Annotated in this window: 13 protein-coding genes and 1 pseudogene; 11 read left to right on the top strand and 3 right to left on the bottom strand. The window is 64.6% G+C overall.

What is annotated here, in order from left to right:
- Positions 1–71: 71 nt before the first annotated feature.
- Positions 72–884: a DNA-binding transcriptional regulator gene (locus tag GQR96_RS14185; RefSeq protein WP_004203058.1), complete on the bottom strand. Its 813-nt coding sequence runs from the start codon at positions 882–884 to the stop codon at positions 72–74.
- Between the two features lie 177 nt (positions 885–1,061).
- Between GQR96_RS14185 and GQR96_RS14180 the strand changes: the two genes are divergently transcribed.
- From GQR96_RS14180 to GQR96_RS14145, 8 genes are all read left to right on the top strand, one after another.
- A complete protein-coding gene (locus tag GQR96_RS14180) occupies positions 1,062–2,726 on the top strand; it encodes a bifunctional 3-(3-hydroxy-phenyl)propionate/3-hydroxycinnamic acid hydroxylase (RefSeq protein WP_032456239.1) in 1,665 nt (554 codons plus the stop codon).
- Between the two features lies 1 nt (position 2,727).
- Entirely contained in the window at positions 2,728–3,672 is a 945-nt protein-coding gene (gene mhpB, locus GQR96_RS14175; protein ID WP_017901284.1) for a 2,3-dihydroxyphenylpropionate/2,3-dihydroxicinnamic acid 1,2-dioxygenase, read from the top strand.
- Between the two features lie 17 nt (positions 3,673–3,689).
- Complete coding sequence (gene mhpC, locus GQR96_RS14170) at positions 3,690–4,556, top strand: 2-hydroxy-6-oxonona-2,4-dienedioate hydrolase (protein WP_032456237.1); 867 nt, start codon at positions 3,690–3,692, stop codon at positions 4,554–4,556.
- A 9-nt stretch (positions 4,557–4,565) separates the two neighbouring features.
- On the top strand, positions 4,566–5,372 hold the full coding sequence (gene mhpD / locus GQR96_RS14165; RefSeq protein WP_062914322.1) for a 2-keto-4-pentenoate hydratase: 807 nt from the start codon (positions 4,566–4,568) through the stop codon (positions 5,370–5,372).
- On the top strand, positions 5,365–6,315 hold the full coding sequence (mhpF, locus tag GQR96_RS14160; RefSeq protein WP_069135791.1) for an acetaldehyde dehydrogenase: 951 nt from the start codon (positions 5,365–5,367) through the stop codon (positions 6,313–6,315). The genes mhpD and mhpF overlap by 8 nt, the downstream gene beginning before the upstream one ends.
- Positions 6,312–7,328 carry a 4-hydroxy-2-oxovalerate aldolase gene (gene mhpE, locus GQR96_RS14155; RefSeq protein WP_065904616.1) on the top strand — a complete coding sequence of 339 codons (1,017 nt, stop codon included), beginning with the start codon at positions 6,312–6,314 and terminating at the stop codon, positions 7,326–7,328. The genes mhpF and mhpE overlap by 4 nt, the downstream gene beginning before the upstream one ends.
- A 71-nt stretch (positions 7,329–7,399) precedes the next feature.
- Positions 7,400–8,596: a 3-(3-hydroxy-phenyl)propionate transporter MhpT gene (gene mhpT, locus GQR96_RS14150; protein ID WP_074384492.1), complete on the top strand. Its 1,197-nt coding sequence runs from the start codon at positions 7,400–7,402 to the stop codon at positions 8,594–8,596.
- A 101-nt stretch (positions 8,597–8,697) separates the two neighbouring features.
- The gene (locus GQR96_RS14145) at positions 8,698–9,423 is read left to right on the top strand and encodes a purine nucleoside phosphorylase YfiH/LACC1 family protein (protein ID WP_069734235.1); all 726 of its coding nucleotides are present in this window, start codon (positions 8,698–8,700) and stop codon (positions 9,421–9,423) included.
- Positions 9,424–9,435: 12 nt separating this feature from the next.
- Here GQR96_RS14145 and GQR96_RS14140 read toward each other — a convergent pair whose 3' ends face one another.
- Positions 9,436–11,016: a rhodanese homology domain-containing protein gene (locus GQR96_RS14140; RefSeq protein WP_069734125.1), complete on the bottom strand. Its 1,581-nt coding sequence runs from the start codon at positions 11,014–11,016 to the stop codon at positions 9,436–9,438.
- A gap of 5 nt (positions 11,017–11,021) precedes the next feature.
- The gene (locus GQR96_RS14135; RefSeq protein WP_004203047.1) at positions 11,022–11,624 is read right to left on the bottom strand and encodes a cysteine dioxygenase family protein; all 603 of its coding nucleotides are present in this window, start codon (positions 11,622–11,624) and stop codon (positions 11,022–11,024) included.
- A gap of 106 nt (positions 11,625–11,730) precedes the next feature.
- On the opposite strand from GQR96_RS14135, the gene GQR96_RS14130 reads away from it, so the two are divergent.
- The 3 genes and pseudogenes from GQR96_RS14130 (at position 11,731) to GQR96_RS14120 (ending at position 15,002) form a co-directional block, all read left to right on the top strand.
- Positions 11,731–12,624 carry a LysR family transcriptional regulator gene (locus GQR96_RS14130; protein WP_069602919.1) on the top strand — a complete coding sequence of 298 codons (894 nt, stop codon included), beginning with the start codon at positions 11,731–11,733 and terminating at the stop codon, positions 12,622–12,624.
- A 144-nt stretch (positions 12,625–12,768) separates the two neighbouring features.
- Positions 12,769–13,864: pseudogene (locus GQR96_RS14125) on the top strand (LLM class flavin-dependent oxidoreductase).
- Positions 13,851–15,002 carry an acyl-CoA dehydrogenase family protein gene (locus tag GQR96_RS14120; RefSeq protein ID WP_004203043.1) on the top strand — a complete coding sequence of 384 codons (1,152 nt, stop codon included), beginning with the start codon at positions 13,851–13,853 and terminating at the stop codon, positions 15,000–15,002. The pseudogene GQR96_RS14125 and the gene GQR96_RS14120 overlap by 14 nt, the downstream one beginning before the upstream one ends.
- Positions 15,003–15,004: the final 2 nt, after the last annotated feature.

The following is a 15,004-nucleotide window of genomic DNA, read 5'->3' as shown; positions in this document are numbered from 1 at the left end:
AAAATTCGTTGTGTATTAAATTATATAACGACGCCGGGCGCAATGGTTGATCGCGTTTACCCTCACTACGATCAAGGCATTTCGTACCACACTTCTTGATCCTCCATGCGCGCCTCTATCTGGCCCGCCACCCTCTGCAGCGTAGAGAGATGCTTTTGCGCCGCCTGCTCAATGGTCATGGCGCTGGCGATATAGACCAGGTTGAGGCAGCCGATGACCCGCTGCTGGCTGCAGACCGGCACGGCGATAGAGGCGATTTTCTCCTCCTGCCGCCAGCCGCGGTAGTTTTCTCCATAGCCGTTCTGGCGGGTGCGGGCGAGGATTGCCGCCAGCCGTTCCGGTTCGCGGGCCAGCTGATACTCCGCCTCCGGACGGGCGGCCAGCATGCTGAGAATGGCGTCGCGCTCCGCGTCGGGAGCAAAGGCCAGCCACGTCAGACCGGAGGCGGTGAGCAGCAGCGGCAGTCGCCGTCCGACCATCGCCCGGTGAAACGACAGCCGACTGAAACGGTGGGTGGTTTCGCGCACCACCATGGCGTCGACGTCGAGGGTGGTGATGTCCGTCGGCCACTGTACTTCGCGCAGCAGCTCGCCGAGCAGCGGCGTGGCGAGGGCAGAAATCCAATGTTCGTCACGAAATCCGTCGCTCAGCTGGCGGACGTTAATGGTCAGACGAAAGCTGTCATCGGAGCGGCTGCGGCGGACAAAACCCTCCTCCTGTAGCGTCTCCAGCAGCCGGCGCACGGTGGTGCGATGCAGGCCGCTAAACTCCGCCAGCAGGCCCGGCGTCGCGCCGCCGTCGAATTTATTTAACAATTTTAATAACAATAAACCCCGGCTTAATCCGCGCACCGTTTTGTACGCTGTGGACCCATCGTCATGCATCAAACCCTCCTGAAAACGCTTTATAAACAGCGCTGTGCACCTGGTGCACATTCGATAATGTTTTGATTGTAGCCGAAAACCCCCGCCCTATACTCAGCCCATTATAAAAATACGTTTACACATGATTAACAAATGGCCTGCCGGTCTGGCCGTTTCCGAGTCGTGAGGTCGCTGAGAATGACAACATCTACACCCGATATTCAACCCGCCGTGCAGCATACCGCCCAGGTCGCCATCGCCGGCGCCGGTCCGGTAGGCCTGATGATGGCCAACTACCTTGGCCAGATGGGCATCAGCGTGCTGCTGGTGGAAAAGCTCGACAAACTGATCGATTACCCGCGGGCCATCGGTATTGACGATGAATCGCTGCGGGCGATGCAGGCGGTGGGGCTGGTGGATGACGTGCTGCCGCACACCACGCCGTGGCACGCCATGCGCTTTCTGACCCCGAAGGGCCGCTGCTTTGCCGACATCCAGCCGATGACCGATGAGTTTGGCTGGTCGCGGCGCAACGCCTTTATCCAGCCGCAGGTGGATGCGGTGATGTATCACGGCCTGCAGCGTTTCCCACAGGTCCGTTGCCTCTTCTCCCGCGAGGTGGAAGCCTTTAGTCAGAACAGTGACAGTGTCACGTTAAATATCAAAGGGCCGGACGGCGAGCGGGAGACGGTGCGCGCGGACTGGCTGGTGGCCTGCGACGGCGGCGCCAGCTTTATTCGCCGTACGCTGAACGTCCCCTTTGAAGGCAAGACCGCGCCGAATCAGTGGATCGTCATCGATATTGCCAACGACCCGCTGGCCACCCCGCACGTCTATCTGTGCTGCGACCCGGTGCGGCCCTATGTTTCCGCTGCGCTGCCACACGGCGTGCGCCGCTTTGAATTTATGGTGATGCCCGGGGAAACCGAAGCCCAGCTCAGCGAGCCGCACAATATGCGCCGCCTGCTGAGCAAAGTGCTACCGGACCCGGATCGCGTCGAACTGATCCGCCAGCGGGTCTACACCCATAACGCGCGCCTTGCCGAGCGCTTTCGCATTGACCGGGTGCTGCTGGCCGGCGACGCCGCGCACATCATGCCGGTCTGGCAGGGCCAGGGATACAACAGTGGCATGCGCGACGCCTTCAACCTGGCGTGGAAGCTGGCGCTGGTGGTCAACGGCAAAGCGGGAGAGGCGCTGCTTGACAGCTACCAGCAGGAGCGTCGCGACCACGCGAAGGCGATGATTGACCTGTCGGTGACCGCCGGCCACGTGCTGGCGCCGCCGAAGCGCTGGCAGGGGGCCGTGCGCGATGGCCTCTCGTGGCTGCTGAACTACCTGCCGCCGGTGAAACGTTACTTCCTCGAAATGCGCTTTAAGCCGATGCCGCAGTATCGCGAGGGGGCGCTGCTGACCGATGGCGCAGATAAATCCTCGCCGGTGGGCAAAATGTTTATTCAACCGCAGGTGACGCTGGAGAATGGCGAGAGCCTCCTGCTCGACGAGGTTATCGGGGCGAATTTCGCCATTATCGGCTGGGGCTGCAACCCGCAGTGGGGGCTCGACGCCGGGCAGATCGCCCGCTGGCGCGCGATAGGGGTGCGCTTTATTCAGGTGGTGCCGGAGGTGCAGATCCACCGCGAGCAGGATAACGCTCCGGGCACGCTGCGGGTAGGGGATAAACAAAACCGACTGAAGAGCTGGTTTGCGCACCATCACACCGCCATCGCCGTGGTCAGGCCGGACCGCTTTGTCGCCGCCCTCGCTATCCCGCAAACCCTCGGCGCGCAGCTGACCGCCCTGGCGGAAAAAATGACCCTCGCAGCCGGGGATACCGCCCACGCTGAAGAGAAGGTGGCCTGATATGCATGCCTATCTGCACTGTCTGTCGCACACCCCGCTGGTGGGATTCGTTGACCCGGAGCAGGCGGTCCTTGATGAGGTCAACGGGGTGATTGCCGACGCCCGGCGGCGGATCGCTGAATTCGATCCCGAACTGGTGGTGCTCTTCGCCCCCGATCACTACAACGGTTTTTTCTATGACGTGATGCCGCCGTTCTGCCTCGGCGTCGGCGCCACCGCCATCGGCGACTTCGCCAGCGCCGCCGGCGACCTGCCGGTGCCCACCGAGCTGGCAGAAGCCTGCGCTCACGCCGTGCTCAACAGCGGTATCGACCTGGCGGTGTCGTACAACATGCAGGTGGACCATGGCTTCGCCCAGCCGCTGGAGTTTTTGCTGGGTGGGCTGGATCGCCTGCCGGTGCTGCCGGTGTTTATTAACGGCGTCGCCGCGCCGCTACCGGGTTTTCAACGCACCCGGCAGCTTGGCGAGGCGATGGGCCGCTTCCTCAACACCCTCAATAAGCGGGTGCTGATCCTCGGCTCTGGCGGGCTGTCGCACCAGCCGCCTGTGCCGGAGCTGGCGAAGGCCGACGCCCATCTGCGCCACCGCCTGCTCGGCAGCGGCAAACAGCTGCCGCCGGACGAACGCGAGCTGCGCCAGCAGCGGGTGATCAGCGCCGCCCGCCGGTTTACCGAGGACCCGCGCTCGCTCCATCCCCTTAATCCGGTGTGGGACAACCGCTTTATGAGCCTGCTGGAGCAGGGGCGGCTGAGCGAACTGGACGCGATCGGCAACGACGAGCTGTCGGCGATGGCCGGCAAATCGACGCACGAAATTAAGACCTGGGTGGCCGCTTTTGCCGCGCTATCCGCTTTTGGCCGCTGGCGTAGCGAAGGCCGCTATTACCGGCCGATCCCCGAGTGGATCGCCGGATTCGGCTCGCTGAGCGCCACCACCGAGATTTGATTAACCGGGAGACTAACATGAGCTATCAACCGCAAACCGAAGCCGCCACCAGCCGATTCCTCAACGTCGACGAAGGGGGCCGCACGCTGCGTATCCATATCAATGACTGCGGCGACGGGAAAGAGACCGTGGTGATGCTCCACGGCTCCGGGCCGGGGGCTACCGGCTGGGCCAACTTCAGCCGCAATATTGACCCGCTGGTCGAGGCGGGCTATCGCGTGCTGCTCCTCGACTGTCCGGGGTGGGGGAAGAGCGATTCGATCATCAACAGCGGCTCGCGTTCGGATCTCAACGCCCGCATTTTGAAAAGCGTGGTCGATCAGCTGGGGATCGATAAAGTCCATCTGCTGGGCAACTCGATGGGCGGCCACAGCGCAGTGGCCTTCACCCTGAGCTGGCCGGAGCGGGTGGCTAAGCTGGTGCTGATGGGCGGGGGGACCGGCGGCATGAGCCTGTTCACGCCGATGCCGACGGAGGGCATCAAGCTGCTGAACGCCCTGTACCGCGAGCCGACCATTGAAAACCTGAAGAAGATGATGAGCATTTTCGTCTTTGACACCCGCGACCTCACTGACGCGCTGTTCGAGGCGCGGCTGAACAATATGCTGTCGCGCCGCGACCATCTGGACAACTTCGTCAAGAGCCTCGAAGCCAACCCGAAGCAGTTCCCTGACTTTGGCCCGCGGCTCGGCGAGATCGCTGCGCCAACTCTGATCGTCTGGGGACGCAACGACCGCTTCGTGCCGATGGACGCCGGGCTGCGCCTGCTCGCCGGGATCGCCGGCTCTGAGCTGCATATTTACCGCGACTGCGGCCACTGGGCGCAGTGGGAACATGCCGACAGTTTTAATCAGCTGGTGCTCAATTTCCTCGCACGGGCCTAAGGAGTGATGATGACTTTTTCTCTTGACGCGCTGGCGCAGCAGCTGCGCGACGCCGAACGGACCGGCCAGGCGATCGCCCCGCTGCGCGATATCCTCGGCGTCGACAACGCCGACGCCGCCTACGCCATCCAGCGCCTGAACGTTCAGCACCACGTGGCCCATGGCCGGCGGGTAGTGGGCCGCAAGGTGGGCCTGACCCATCCCAAAGTGCAGCAGCAGCTGGGGGTCAACCAGCCGGATTTCGGCACCCTGTTTGCCGACATGTGCTACGGCGACAACGCCGACGTGCCGTTTGGCCGCGTGCTGCAGCCGAAGGTGGAGGCCGAGATCGCCCTGGTGCTGAAACATGATTTGCCCCATGCCGATACCACTTTTGATGAACTGTATCACGCCATCGAATGGGTGCTGCCGGCGCTGGAGGTGGTGGGCAGCCGCATTCGCGACTGGTCAATCGGCTTTGTCGACACTGTCGCCGATAACGCCTCCTGCGGCCTGTACGTCATCGGCGGCCCGGCGCAGCGCCCGGCGGGGCTGGATCTGAAGCAGTGCGCCATGCGGATGACCCGCAACCAGGAGCTGGTCTCCAGCGGCCGGGGCAGCGAGTGCCTGGGGCATCCGCTGAACGCCGCGGTCTGGCTGGCGCGCAAGATGGCCAGCCTCGGCGAACCGTTGCGGGCGGGGGATATCGTGCTCACCGGGGCGCTAGGCCCAATGGTGGCGATTAACGAGGGGGACAGCTTTGTCGCCCATATTGAAGGTATTGGCTCAGTCGCGGCACGCTTCGTCGCCGCCGGAGAAGGACATCGTGATGCGTAAACGTAAAGTCGCCATTATCGGCTCCGGAAATATCGGCACCGATTTAATGATTAAAATTCTGCGCCACGGCCAGCATCTTGAAATGGCGGTGATGGTCGGCATCGACCCGCAGTCGGATGGTCTGGCCCGCGCCCGGCGCATGGGGGTAGCGACCACCCACGAAGGGGTGGGCGGCCTGATGCAGATGGCGGAGTTTGCCGATATCGACTTCGTCTTCGACGCCACCAGCGCCGGGGAGCACGTCAAAAACGATGCCGCGCTGCGCGAAGCGAAGCCGGGGATCCGCGTCATCGACCTGACGCCGGCGGCGATTGGCCCATACTGCGTGCCGGTCGTCAACCTCGCGGCCAACCTCCACCAGGGCAACGTCAATATGGTGACCTGCGGCGGCCAGGCGACCATCCCGATGGTCGCCGCGGTTTCGCGGGTGGCGAAAGTGCATTATGCAGAGATCGTGGCCTCCATCGCCAGTCAATCCGCCGGGCCGGGCACGCGGGCCAATATTGACGAATTCACCGAAACCACCTCGCAGGCGATTGAAAAAGTCGGCGGCGCGGGCAAGGGCAAGGCGATTATCGTGCTGAACCCGGCGGAGCCGCCGCTGATGATGCGCGATACCGTGTATGTGCTGAGCGAGATGGCGTCCCAGGAGGCGATTGCCGCCTCGATCGCCGAGATGGCGGCGGCGGTGCAGGCTTACGTGCCTGGCTACCGGCTGAAGCAGCAGGTGCAGTTTGAGGTTATCCCCGAGGATAATCCGGTCAACCTGCCCGGCGTGGGCCGTTTTTCCGGCCTGAAAACCGCGGTTTACCTCGAAGTGGAAGGGGCGGCGCACTATCTGCCGGCGTACGCCGGCAACCTCGATATTATGACCTCGGCGGCGCTGGCGACGGCGGAGCAAATGGCCGTGGCAATGAACAGCGCGGCGGGAGCGACAGCATGAACGGTAAAAAACTCTACATTTCGGATGTGACGCTGCGCGATGGTATGCACGCTATTCGTCACCAGTATTCCCTGGCGCAGGTGCAGCAGATTGCCGGCGCGCTGGATAAGGCGGGGGTGGACTCCATCGAAGTGGCCCACGGCGATGGGCTGCAGGGATCCAGCTTCAACTACGGCTTTGGCGCCCACAGTGATATCGCCTGGATTGAAGCGGCGGCGGCGGTGGTCAGCAAGGCGAAAATCGCCACCTTGCTGCTGCCGGGCATCGGCACGCTGCACGACCTGAAAGCCGCGTATCAGGCCGGGGCGCGGGTGGTGCGGGTCGCCACCCACTGCAGCGAAGCGGACGTCGCGGCGCAGCATATTGCCTTTGCCCGCGAGCTGGGGATGGACACCGTCGGTTTTCTGATGATGAGCCATATGATCTCCCCGCAGGCGCTGGCGCAGCAGGCGCTGAAGATGGAATCCTATGGGGCGACCTGCATCTACGTGGTGGATTCCGGCGGGGCGATGAACATGAACGACATTCGCGACCGCTTCCGCGCGCTGAAGGCGGTGCTGAAGCCGGAGACCGCCACCGGGATGCATGCCCACCATAACCTGAGCCTCGGGGTGGCCAACTCTATCGTCGCGGTGGAAGAGGGCTGCGATCGCATAGACGCTAGCCTGGCCGGGATGGGGGCGGGGGCGGGCAATGCGCCGCTGGAGGTGTTTATTGCCGCCGCCGACAAGCTCGGCTGGCAACATGGCACCGATCTCTATGCGCTGATGAACGCCGCCGACGAGCTGGTGCGGCCGCTGCAGGACCGCCCGGTGCGCGTCGACCGCGAAACGCTGGCGCTGGGCTACGCCGGGGTCTACTCCAGCTTCCTGCGCCACAGCGAAGCGGCGGCGGCGCGCTATGGCCTCAGCGCGGTGGATATTCTCGTCGAGCTGGGCAAACGGCGGATGGTCGGCGGCCAGGAGGATATGATCGTCGACGTCGCGCTGGATCTGCTTAACCGCCAAAAATAACAACGCGCGGCTGACCACGCATCAGCCGCCCATCACCTGATCCGCTTGTCCGGCTATCGCCAAGGTACCCTATGACCAAGATAACGACCGCAAACTCCTCGCGCCTGATGGTCACCATCGGGCTCTGTTTTATGGTGGCCCTGATGGAGGGGCTGGATCTGCAGGCGGCGGGGATCGCCGCCGTCGGCATGGCGCAGGCCTTTGCGCTGGATAAAATGCAGATGGGCTGGATCTTCAGCGCCGGGATCCTCGGCTTGCTGCCCGGCGCGCTGGTGGGCGGCATGCTGGCGGACCGCCACGGGCGCAAACGCATCCTGCTGAGCTCGGTGCTGTTGTTTGGCCTGTTCTCGCTGGCCACCGCGGTGGCCTGGAGCTTCCCGACGCTGCTGCTGGCGCGCCTGCTCACCGGCGTCGGGCTGGGGGCGGCATTGCCGAACCTGATTGCCTTAACCTCGGAAGCCGCTGGCCCACGCTTTCGCGGCCGGGCGGTGAGCCTGATGTACTGCGGCGTGCCCATTGGCGCCGCGCTGGCGGCGGCGCTGGGGTTCTCTGGCCTCGCCGCGGCCTGGCAGACCATCTTCTGGATTGGCGGCGTGGTCCCGCTGCTGCTGATCCCGCTGTTGATGCGCTGGCTGCCGGAGTCGCAGGCGTTTCAGCGCGTGGAGACCAGCGTACCGCTGCGCACCCTGTTTGCCCCGGGACATGCTGCCGCCACGCTGCTGCTGTGGCTGGGCTATTTCTTCACCCTGCTGGTGGTCTATATGCTCATCAACTGGCTGCCGATGCTGCTGGTGGGCCAGGGGTTCAGCGCCAGCCAGGCAGCGGGGGTGATGTTCTCTCTGCAGATCGGCGCCGCCTGCGGTACTTTGCTGCTGGGCGCGCTGATGGATAAGCTTACTCCGCTGCGCATGTCGCTTCTGATATACAGCGGCATTCTGACATCGCTGCTGGCGCTGGGCAGTGCGTCGACGCTGAGCGGGATGCTGCTGGCGGGGTTTGTCGCCGGGCTGTTCGCCACCGGCGGCCAGAGCGTGCTCTACGCGCTGGCGCCGCTCTTCTATCCCGCGGCGATCCGCGCCACCGGGGTCGGCACCGCCGTGGCGGTGGGCCGCCTCGGGGCGATGAGCGGCCCTTTGCTGGCCGGCAAGATGCTGGCCCTCGGCACCGGCACCGTCGGGGTGATGGCAGCCTCAGCGCCGGGCATCGTGCTGGCCGGCGTGGCGGTGTTCTGGCTGATGCATCGCCAGCAGCGCGCGGCCATGGTCTGATGCTGTCCGGCGGTCTGGCGGAAAAATGCCGGGCCGCCGCCTTGCCTCTCCGCGTGTCCTGGCCTAAGGTAAGACATCATTCCCTGTCGTTTATCGTCTCTATGGCTTACCGCTCCCGCTTGCTCGACGCTATCCCTGGCATCCGCCACGCGTTTCTCGATGTCCACGAAACCGCCGCTTTTCCCTATGCCGAATTGGCCCCGGTGAAGCTGGTCCATGGCAATGAGGTGCATCACTATCAGCAGCCGCTGCCGACGCGGCCGCACGCCGACGCGGTGTTTACCGCCGTGGCCGGGCAAAAGGTGGGGGTGGTGACCGCCGACTGCCTGCCGATACTGATCGCCTCGCGCGACGGTCGCTTCGTCTGCAGCGTCCATGCCGGCTGGCAGGGGCTGGCCAGCGGCATTGTCGACAACAGTCTGGCGACTTTTCGCCAGCAGGGGGTGGCGCTGACCGATCTGGTCATCGCCGTGGGGCCGCATATTCACCCTTGCTGTTACGAAGTCTCCGCCGGATTTTATCAGCAACTGCTGGACCAGCCCGGCGGTGACCGGGTGGCCCGCCACCGCCAGCGGCTGTTCCATTCCCGTTCGGCCCCGGTCAGCGATCCGCTTAAAGCCGCAGCGCGCGGCAGCGATAATCTGTGGTTTGATCTGCGCGCTTTCGCTGAAGCGATCTTCGCAGAGGCGGGGGTGGCGCCGGCGAGCGTTGAATGGCTGGGGAGCTGCACCTATTGCACGCCGCAGTTGCTGGGCTCCTACCGGCGCCGGACCCATTTTCCGGCGCCGAAGAGCTTTCAGTACTCGTGGATCATGCGTCAGGCCTGAGGCGCGCTGGCGTTAGATCACCCGAAAACCGTGGGTGCCGTCGCGGGCCAGCTGATCCACCAGGCCGTACTCCCACTCCAGATAGGCCTGCATGGCCTCTGCGGAATTATCGGTCCCTTCATAGGGACGGCGATAGCGGTCCCGGCGCTCGACGGCGAGGCCGTCGTCGCCATGGGCCAGCGGCAGACCGGCGGCGATCCACGCCAGCGTCCCGCCGCGCAATACCTGTACCGGCTTACCGGTTAAGGCCGCCACCTCGGGCACCGCGTAGCGGGCCAGCAGGCTGCTGCCGCAGGTCACCACGTAACGTTGCGCGGGAGGAAGCGCTTCCAGGGCCTGGCGCAGCTGCGAGCGCGTCAGCCACCACGCGCCGGGGATATGGCGGGCGACAAAGTTGGCGCTGGTAGTGAAATCGAGCACCACCGTCCCGGGCTCCTCCAGCTGTTGCGCCAGCTGCGCCGGGCTTATCTCCTCCGCCGGCGGGGTGGGGGGCACTTCGGCGGCCGGCACCCCGCGCTCGCTCAGCTGGCTGGCCGACAGCGCGCTCAGCCGCGCCGTCTCCCAGCCCATCTGCGCCAGCCACGAGCCGGTCATCGCCGCCCGGACGCCATCGTCATCCAGTAACACTATCCGCGCTCCCCGCACGCTGGCGAAGTGATCGGTCTCCTGCACCAGCTGGCCGCCTGGCGCGCTCAGGCTGCCAGGATAGTGGCCCGCCGCGTACTCCTCGGGGCTGCGGACATCAAACAGGAAGGTGGTGCGGTCGCTCTGCTGCCGCCAGCGTTGTAGCGTCGCTTCATCGATGACTGCCACCCCGGCCCGTTCGGCGAGATGCGCCGCCTCGGCGGCCCGGACGCCAGAGGCGCGGGCGGAGGGGTCGTATTGCCGCTGCTGCTGGTGCGCCAGCGTCTGGCCAGCCAACGTCCAGCCGATAGTGCCATTGCGCAGGGCATGGACCGGGTTCGGCACTCCGGCGTTGATCAGCGACTGGGTGCCGATGATGCTGCGGGTGCGTCCGGCGCAGTTGACGATGATCGGCGTCTGCGGGGAGGGCGTCAGGCTCTCCACCCGCAGGACCAGCTCGCCGCCGGGCACGCTGATGCTGCCGGGGATGCTCATGGTCTGGTACTCATCGAAGCGCCGGGCGTCGACGATCACCACCTCCTGTCGTCTGTCGATGAGCGCCTGAACCTCCTGGGCGCTGAGCGACGGCGTGTGACGCACGCTTTCCACCAGCTCGCCAAAAGCTTTACTGGCAGAGTTGACGTCCTGAAACAGCTCGCCGCCGCTGCGGCGCCAGCCGGCGAGACCCTCGGCCAGCAGGGCCACATCCTGATAGCCCCAGGTCCGCAGCCGTTCGACGGCGATCTCCGCCAGCCCTTCGCCGTTGTCGTAGACGGTGATCGGGGTGGTGAAGCGCGGTATCCGACGGCGGACCTCCAGCTCCAGTTTGCTGAGCGGCAGATTGACGGCAAACAGTGGATGAGCGGTGGCGAAATCGGCCTCTTCACGGACGTCGATCAGCGCCAGTTCACGACGGTCGAGCAGCGCCTGACGGATCCCGGCGGCCTGGCGATAAGCGTAAGTGGACATAATGGTTATCCTTGGTGTTCGCGGGAGGAATCCCAGATATTGGGTAAATGGCGGTTGGAGTAGCCGGATATAAACGGTTTTTGCTGGCCTTCCGGGGTATACACTGCGCGCTTCACCGCGCCGATGTTGCCGCCGTAAACATGTATGCTGATGGAGACGCGATCCGCCAGCGCATTGCTGACGCGATGAATGTCGCCATCGTCAGCGGAGACTTTCTCCACCTGACCTGCCTGCAGAAGCGTGGCGGCGCCCAGCGCGCGCGGTATGCCATCGGCATCCAGCTGGTAGCGTTGATTTTCCTCCGCGCCGCGCAGCATCCCAATGGCGCCCCACACCCGGTGGTCATGGATCGGCGTCGCCTGTCCCGGCCCCCAGACGAAGCTGACGATCGAGAAGCGCTCGCCGGAGTCGGCATGCAGCAGATACTGCTGGTAATGGTGTGGGTGCGGCAGGGTGTACTCTTCCGGCAGCCAGTCGTCGTGACGCACCAGCGCCGCCAGCCGCTGCGCCACGGCGTCAAGCAGCGGCGCGGTCGAGTGGTGTTCACGGTGCAGACGGTCAACCTCATGAATAAAATGGCGTAATTTTTCCAGTCGTGGTGCAGTCATGTGCGCTTCCTGTCAGAGGGACTGGTCAAAACGCTAACAGAGGCGTTAATATTATTTAAATGCAATTTACGCATATATTAATATGCAAATTTCACATAAGGATCCTATGCGCATCGACGATATTGACGCTCTGCTGGCCACAGTGCAGTTTTCTTCCCTCAATCAGGCGGCGGACTATCTGGGGATCACCCAGTCGGCGATCACCCGGCGCCTGCAGCGTCTGGAGCAGGAGCTGAACGTCACGCTGTTAGCGCGTCAGACCCGCCCGCTGACCCTGACCGCCGCCGGTCAGCGGGTGTACGAGCAGTGCCTGAGCATTAAGCGCGAGACGAAAAAGCTCTACAGCCTGTTGGATCCGCAAGGCGAGCCGCGCGGCGCGCTGCGTCTCGGCGTACCGCAGAGTATCGGCGAGATCGCGCTACCGACGGCGCTGGCGGCGCTGAGCCAGCAGTTTCCCGCACTGTCCCCGCAGGTCACCTGCGGCTGGAGCGGAGAGCTGCAGCGCCGGCTGGAAAACGGCGAACTGGACGGGATGCTGGCGATGGGCCCCGCCCAGCAGACCCTCGCCGAGGGCTACAGCGGGCGTCTGCTGTGCCCCCTGGAGGTGGTGCCGATTGCCGCCAGGCGGCTGAATCTGCGGGCGTCGTCGCTGCGGGAGTGCGTCGAACAGGGCTGGATCCTTAACCCCGATGGCTGTGGCCTGCGCGCCGGGCTCATCCGCGAGCTGCAAAGCCAGGGCCTGCGCCTGAAGCTTAACATCGAGAGCGCGGGCGCCCAGCTGCAGATGGCGCTGGTGGCGCAGGGACTGGGGCTGGGTCTGGTGCCGAGGGCGGCGCTGGCGGCCAGCCCGTGGCGGGACGAGCTCGAGGTCGTCAACCTCAGCGATTTTCAGCCTGCGGTGTCGCTGTGGCTGATCCACGCTCAGTATCTGGCCAACCTGCAGTCGCCGCTGATCTTTTTCGCCAGCAAAGTGGTGCAGCAGCTGACAGTATCCGACTGAAAACACTACTCATTTTCTATTAATGCAAGCCTTGCATATTAAGATATGATAAAAATGCATTTTGTTCATTAACACACTCTGTATAGGGTAATGACCAGCGCCGCCGTCGCGGCCACTCCATTACCCTGACGCAAGGAGTTGTTCATGAGCATTCAGTTTCTTGGCATGATTGGCCACCGCCTCTCTTCCGAAACGATTGCCCCGGTGGGGCCGATCTTTGACCGCGACTATATTGTTCGCTTCGCGCAAACCCATGAAGCCGCCGGGTTCGATCGCCTGCTGGTGGGTCACTGGTCCGATCAACCCGACGGCTTTCTGGTAACCGCCCTGGCCGGACTGTCGACGCAGAAAATTCAGTACCTGCTGGCCCATCGGCCCGGTTTTGTATCGCCGACCCTCGCCGCGCGCAAATTCGCCACCCTTGAGCATCTGCTGGGGGGCCGGCTGGCGGTGCATATCATCAGCGGCGGCAATGACGCCGAGCAGCGCCGGGACGGCGATTACCTCGACCACGACCAGCGCTATGCCCGCACCGACGCCTTCCTCGACGTGGTGCGCCAGGTGTGGACCAGCGAGCAGCCTGTCGATATTCACAACGAGTTTTATCAGGCCGAACAGGCCTGGTCAGCTATTCGTCCGCTGCAAAAGCCGCATCTTCCCATCTACTTTGGCGGCTCGTCGGCAGCGGCCATCGCCGTCGCCGGCAAACACGCCGACGTCTTCGCCCTGTGGGGCGAGTCGCTGGCGCAAACCGGCGAGACCATCCAGCGCGTGCGCGCCGAAGCGGCGAAACACCAGCGTGACATCGGTTTCAGCGTCTCGTTCCGGCCGATTATCGCCGACAGCGAAGTCGAGGCCTGGGAGAAAGCCGAGCATATCCTGCATGTCGCCACCGAGCAGGCGGCGCAGCGCGGGGGCGGTTTCAAGGCCAAACCGGACAGCATCGGCGCCCAGCGGCTGCGGGCCACCGCCGCGCAGGGCAGAGTGGTGGACAAACGCCTGTGGACCGGCATCGCCCAGCTGGTGGGCGGCGGGCATAACTCTACCGCCCTGGTGGGCACCCCGGAGCAGGTGGCCGATGCGCTGCTCGATTACTACGACCTCGGGGTGCGCAACTTCCTGATCCGCGGATTCGACCCGCTGAACGATGCGGCAGACTACGGCCGGGCGCTGTTGCCGATCGCTCGGGAAAAAGCCGCGCGGCGTGCGGTGGCGGAGCGCGCATCGTGATCCATCCTGAGCGCGACGACTGGGCGCAGCAGCTGACGGCGGTACGCCAACAGATGGCGGAGCAGGCGGCCAGCCTCGACGCCAGCGGCGACTTTCCCTGGCGCAATATCGACCACCTGCGCGCGGGGGGCTGGTTAAGCCTCGCCGTGCCGCGTGCTTACGGCGGCGCGGGCGCCAGCCTGGCCCAGCTGCAGCAGGCCATCGCCGCCATCGCCTGGGGTGAGCCGGCGACGGCGCTGATCGTCTGCATGCAGTATCTGCACCATTTGCGGCTGGCGGAAAACGACGCCTGGCACGCGCCGCTGCGCCAGCAGGTTTTTCACGACGCCGTCGAACGCGGTGGCCTGATCAACAGCCTGCGCGTTGAGCCGGAGCTGGGTTCCCCGGCGCGCGGCGGCCTGCCGGACACCGTGGCGAGCCGCTGCGCGGACGGCTGGGACATCAACGGTCATAAAATCTATACCACCGGCATTGAAGGGCTACGCTGGCTGGCGGTATGGGCGAGAAGCGATGATAACCCGCCGCGGGTGGGCACCTGGCTGGTGCCTGGCGACAGCGCCGGGATTAGCGTGGTGAAAAGCTGGGATCACGCCGGGATGCGGGCCACCGGCAGCCATGAGGTGATTTTTCGCCACGTGCGGGTGGCGGCAGAGAACGCGGTGGATGTCTGGCCGGTCGATGCGCCACCCGCTGCCCAGGCGGAACCGTTGCGCCTGTTCGCCAACCGGCAGACGGCGCTGCTGGCGGCGATCTATGACGGCATCGCCCGCGCCGCTCACCACTGGCTGGTGAGGTGGCTGACGGGGCGGGTGCCCGCGGGCCTCGGCCATCCGCTTTCCCGCCTGCCGCGGGTGCAGGAGAAGGTCGGGCAGATCGCCGGGCTGCTGCTGGTGAACCGCAGCCTGCTGGAGCAGGCCGCCGCACTGCGCTTTTCCGCCATCGAGGCCAATCTGGCGAAAGTCACTATTACCGACAACGCCATTCAGGCGGTGAATATCGCGCTCGAGCTGACCGGCAATCATGGCCTCAGCCGACAGAACCCGCTGGAACGCCACTACCGCAATGTGCTCTGCGGCCGGGTGCATACCCCGCAGAGCGACAGCGCCTGGCTGGCAGCCGGCCACTTCGTCTTTCAATCACAAGGATAATC

The sequence above is a fragment of the Klebsiella sp. PCX genome, assembly GCF_021869705.1.
Classification (GTDB): Bacteria; Pseudomonadota; Gammaproteobacteria; order Enterobacterales; family Enterobacteriaceae; genus Klebsiella; species Klebsiella quasipneumoniae.
Note: the sequence above shows the minus strand (reverse complement) of the source record. Positions and strands in the feature narration are given on the sequence as shown.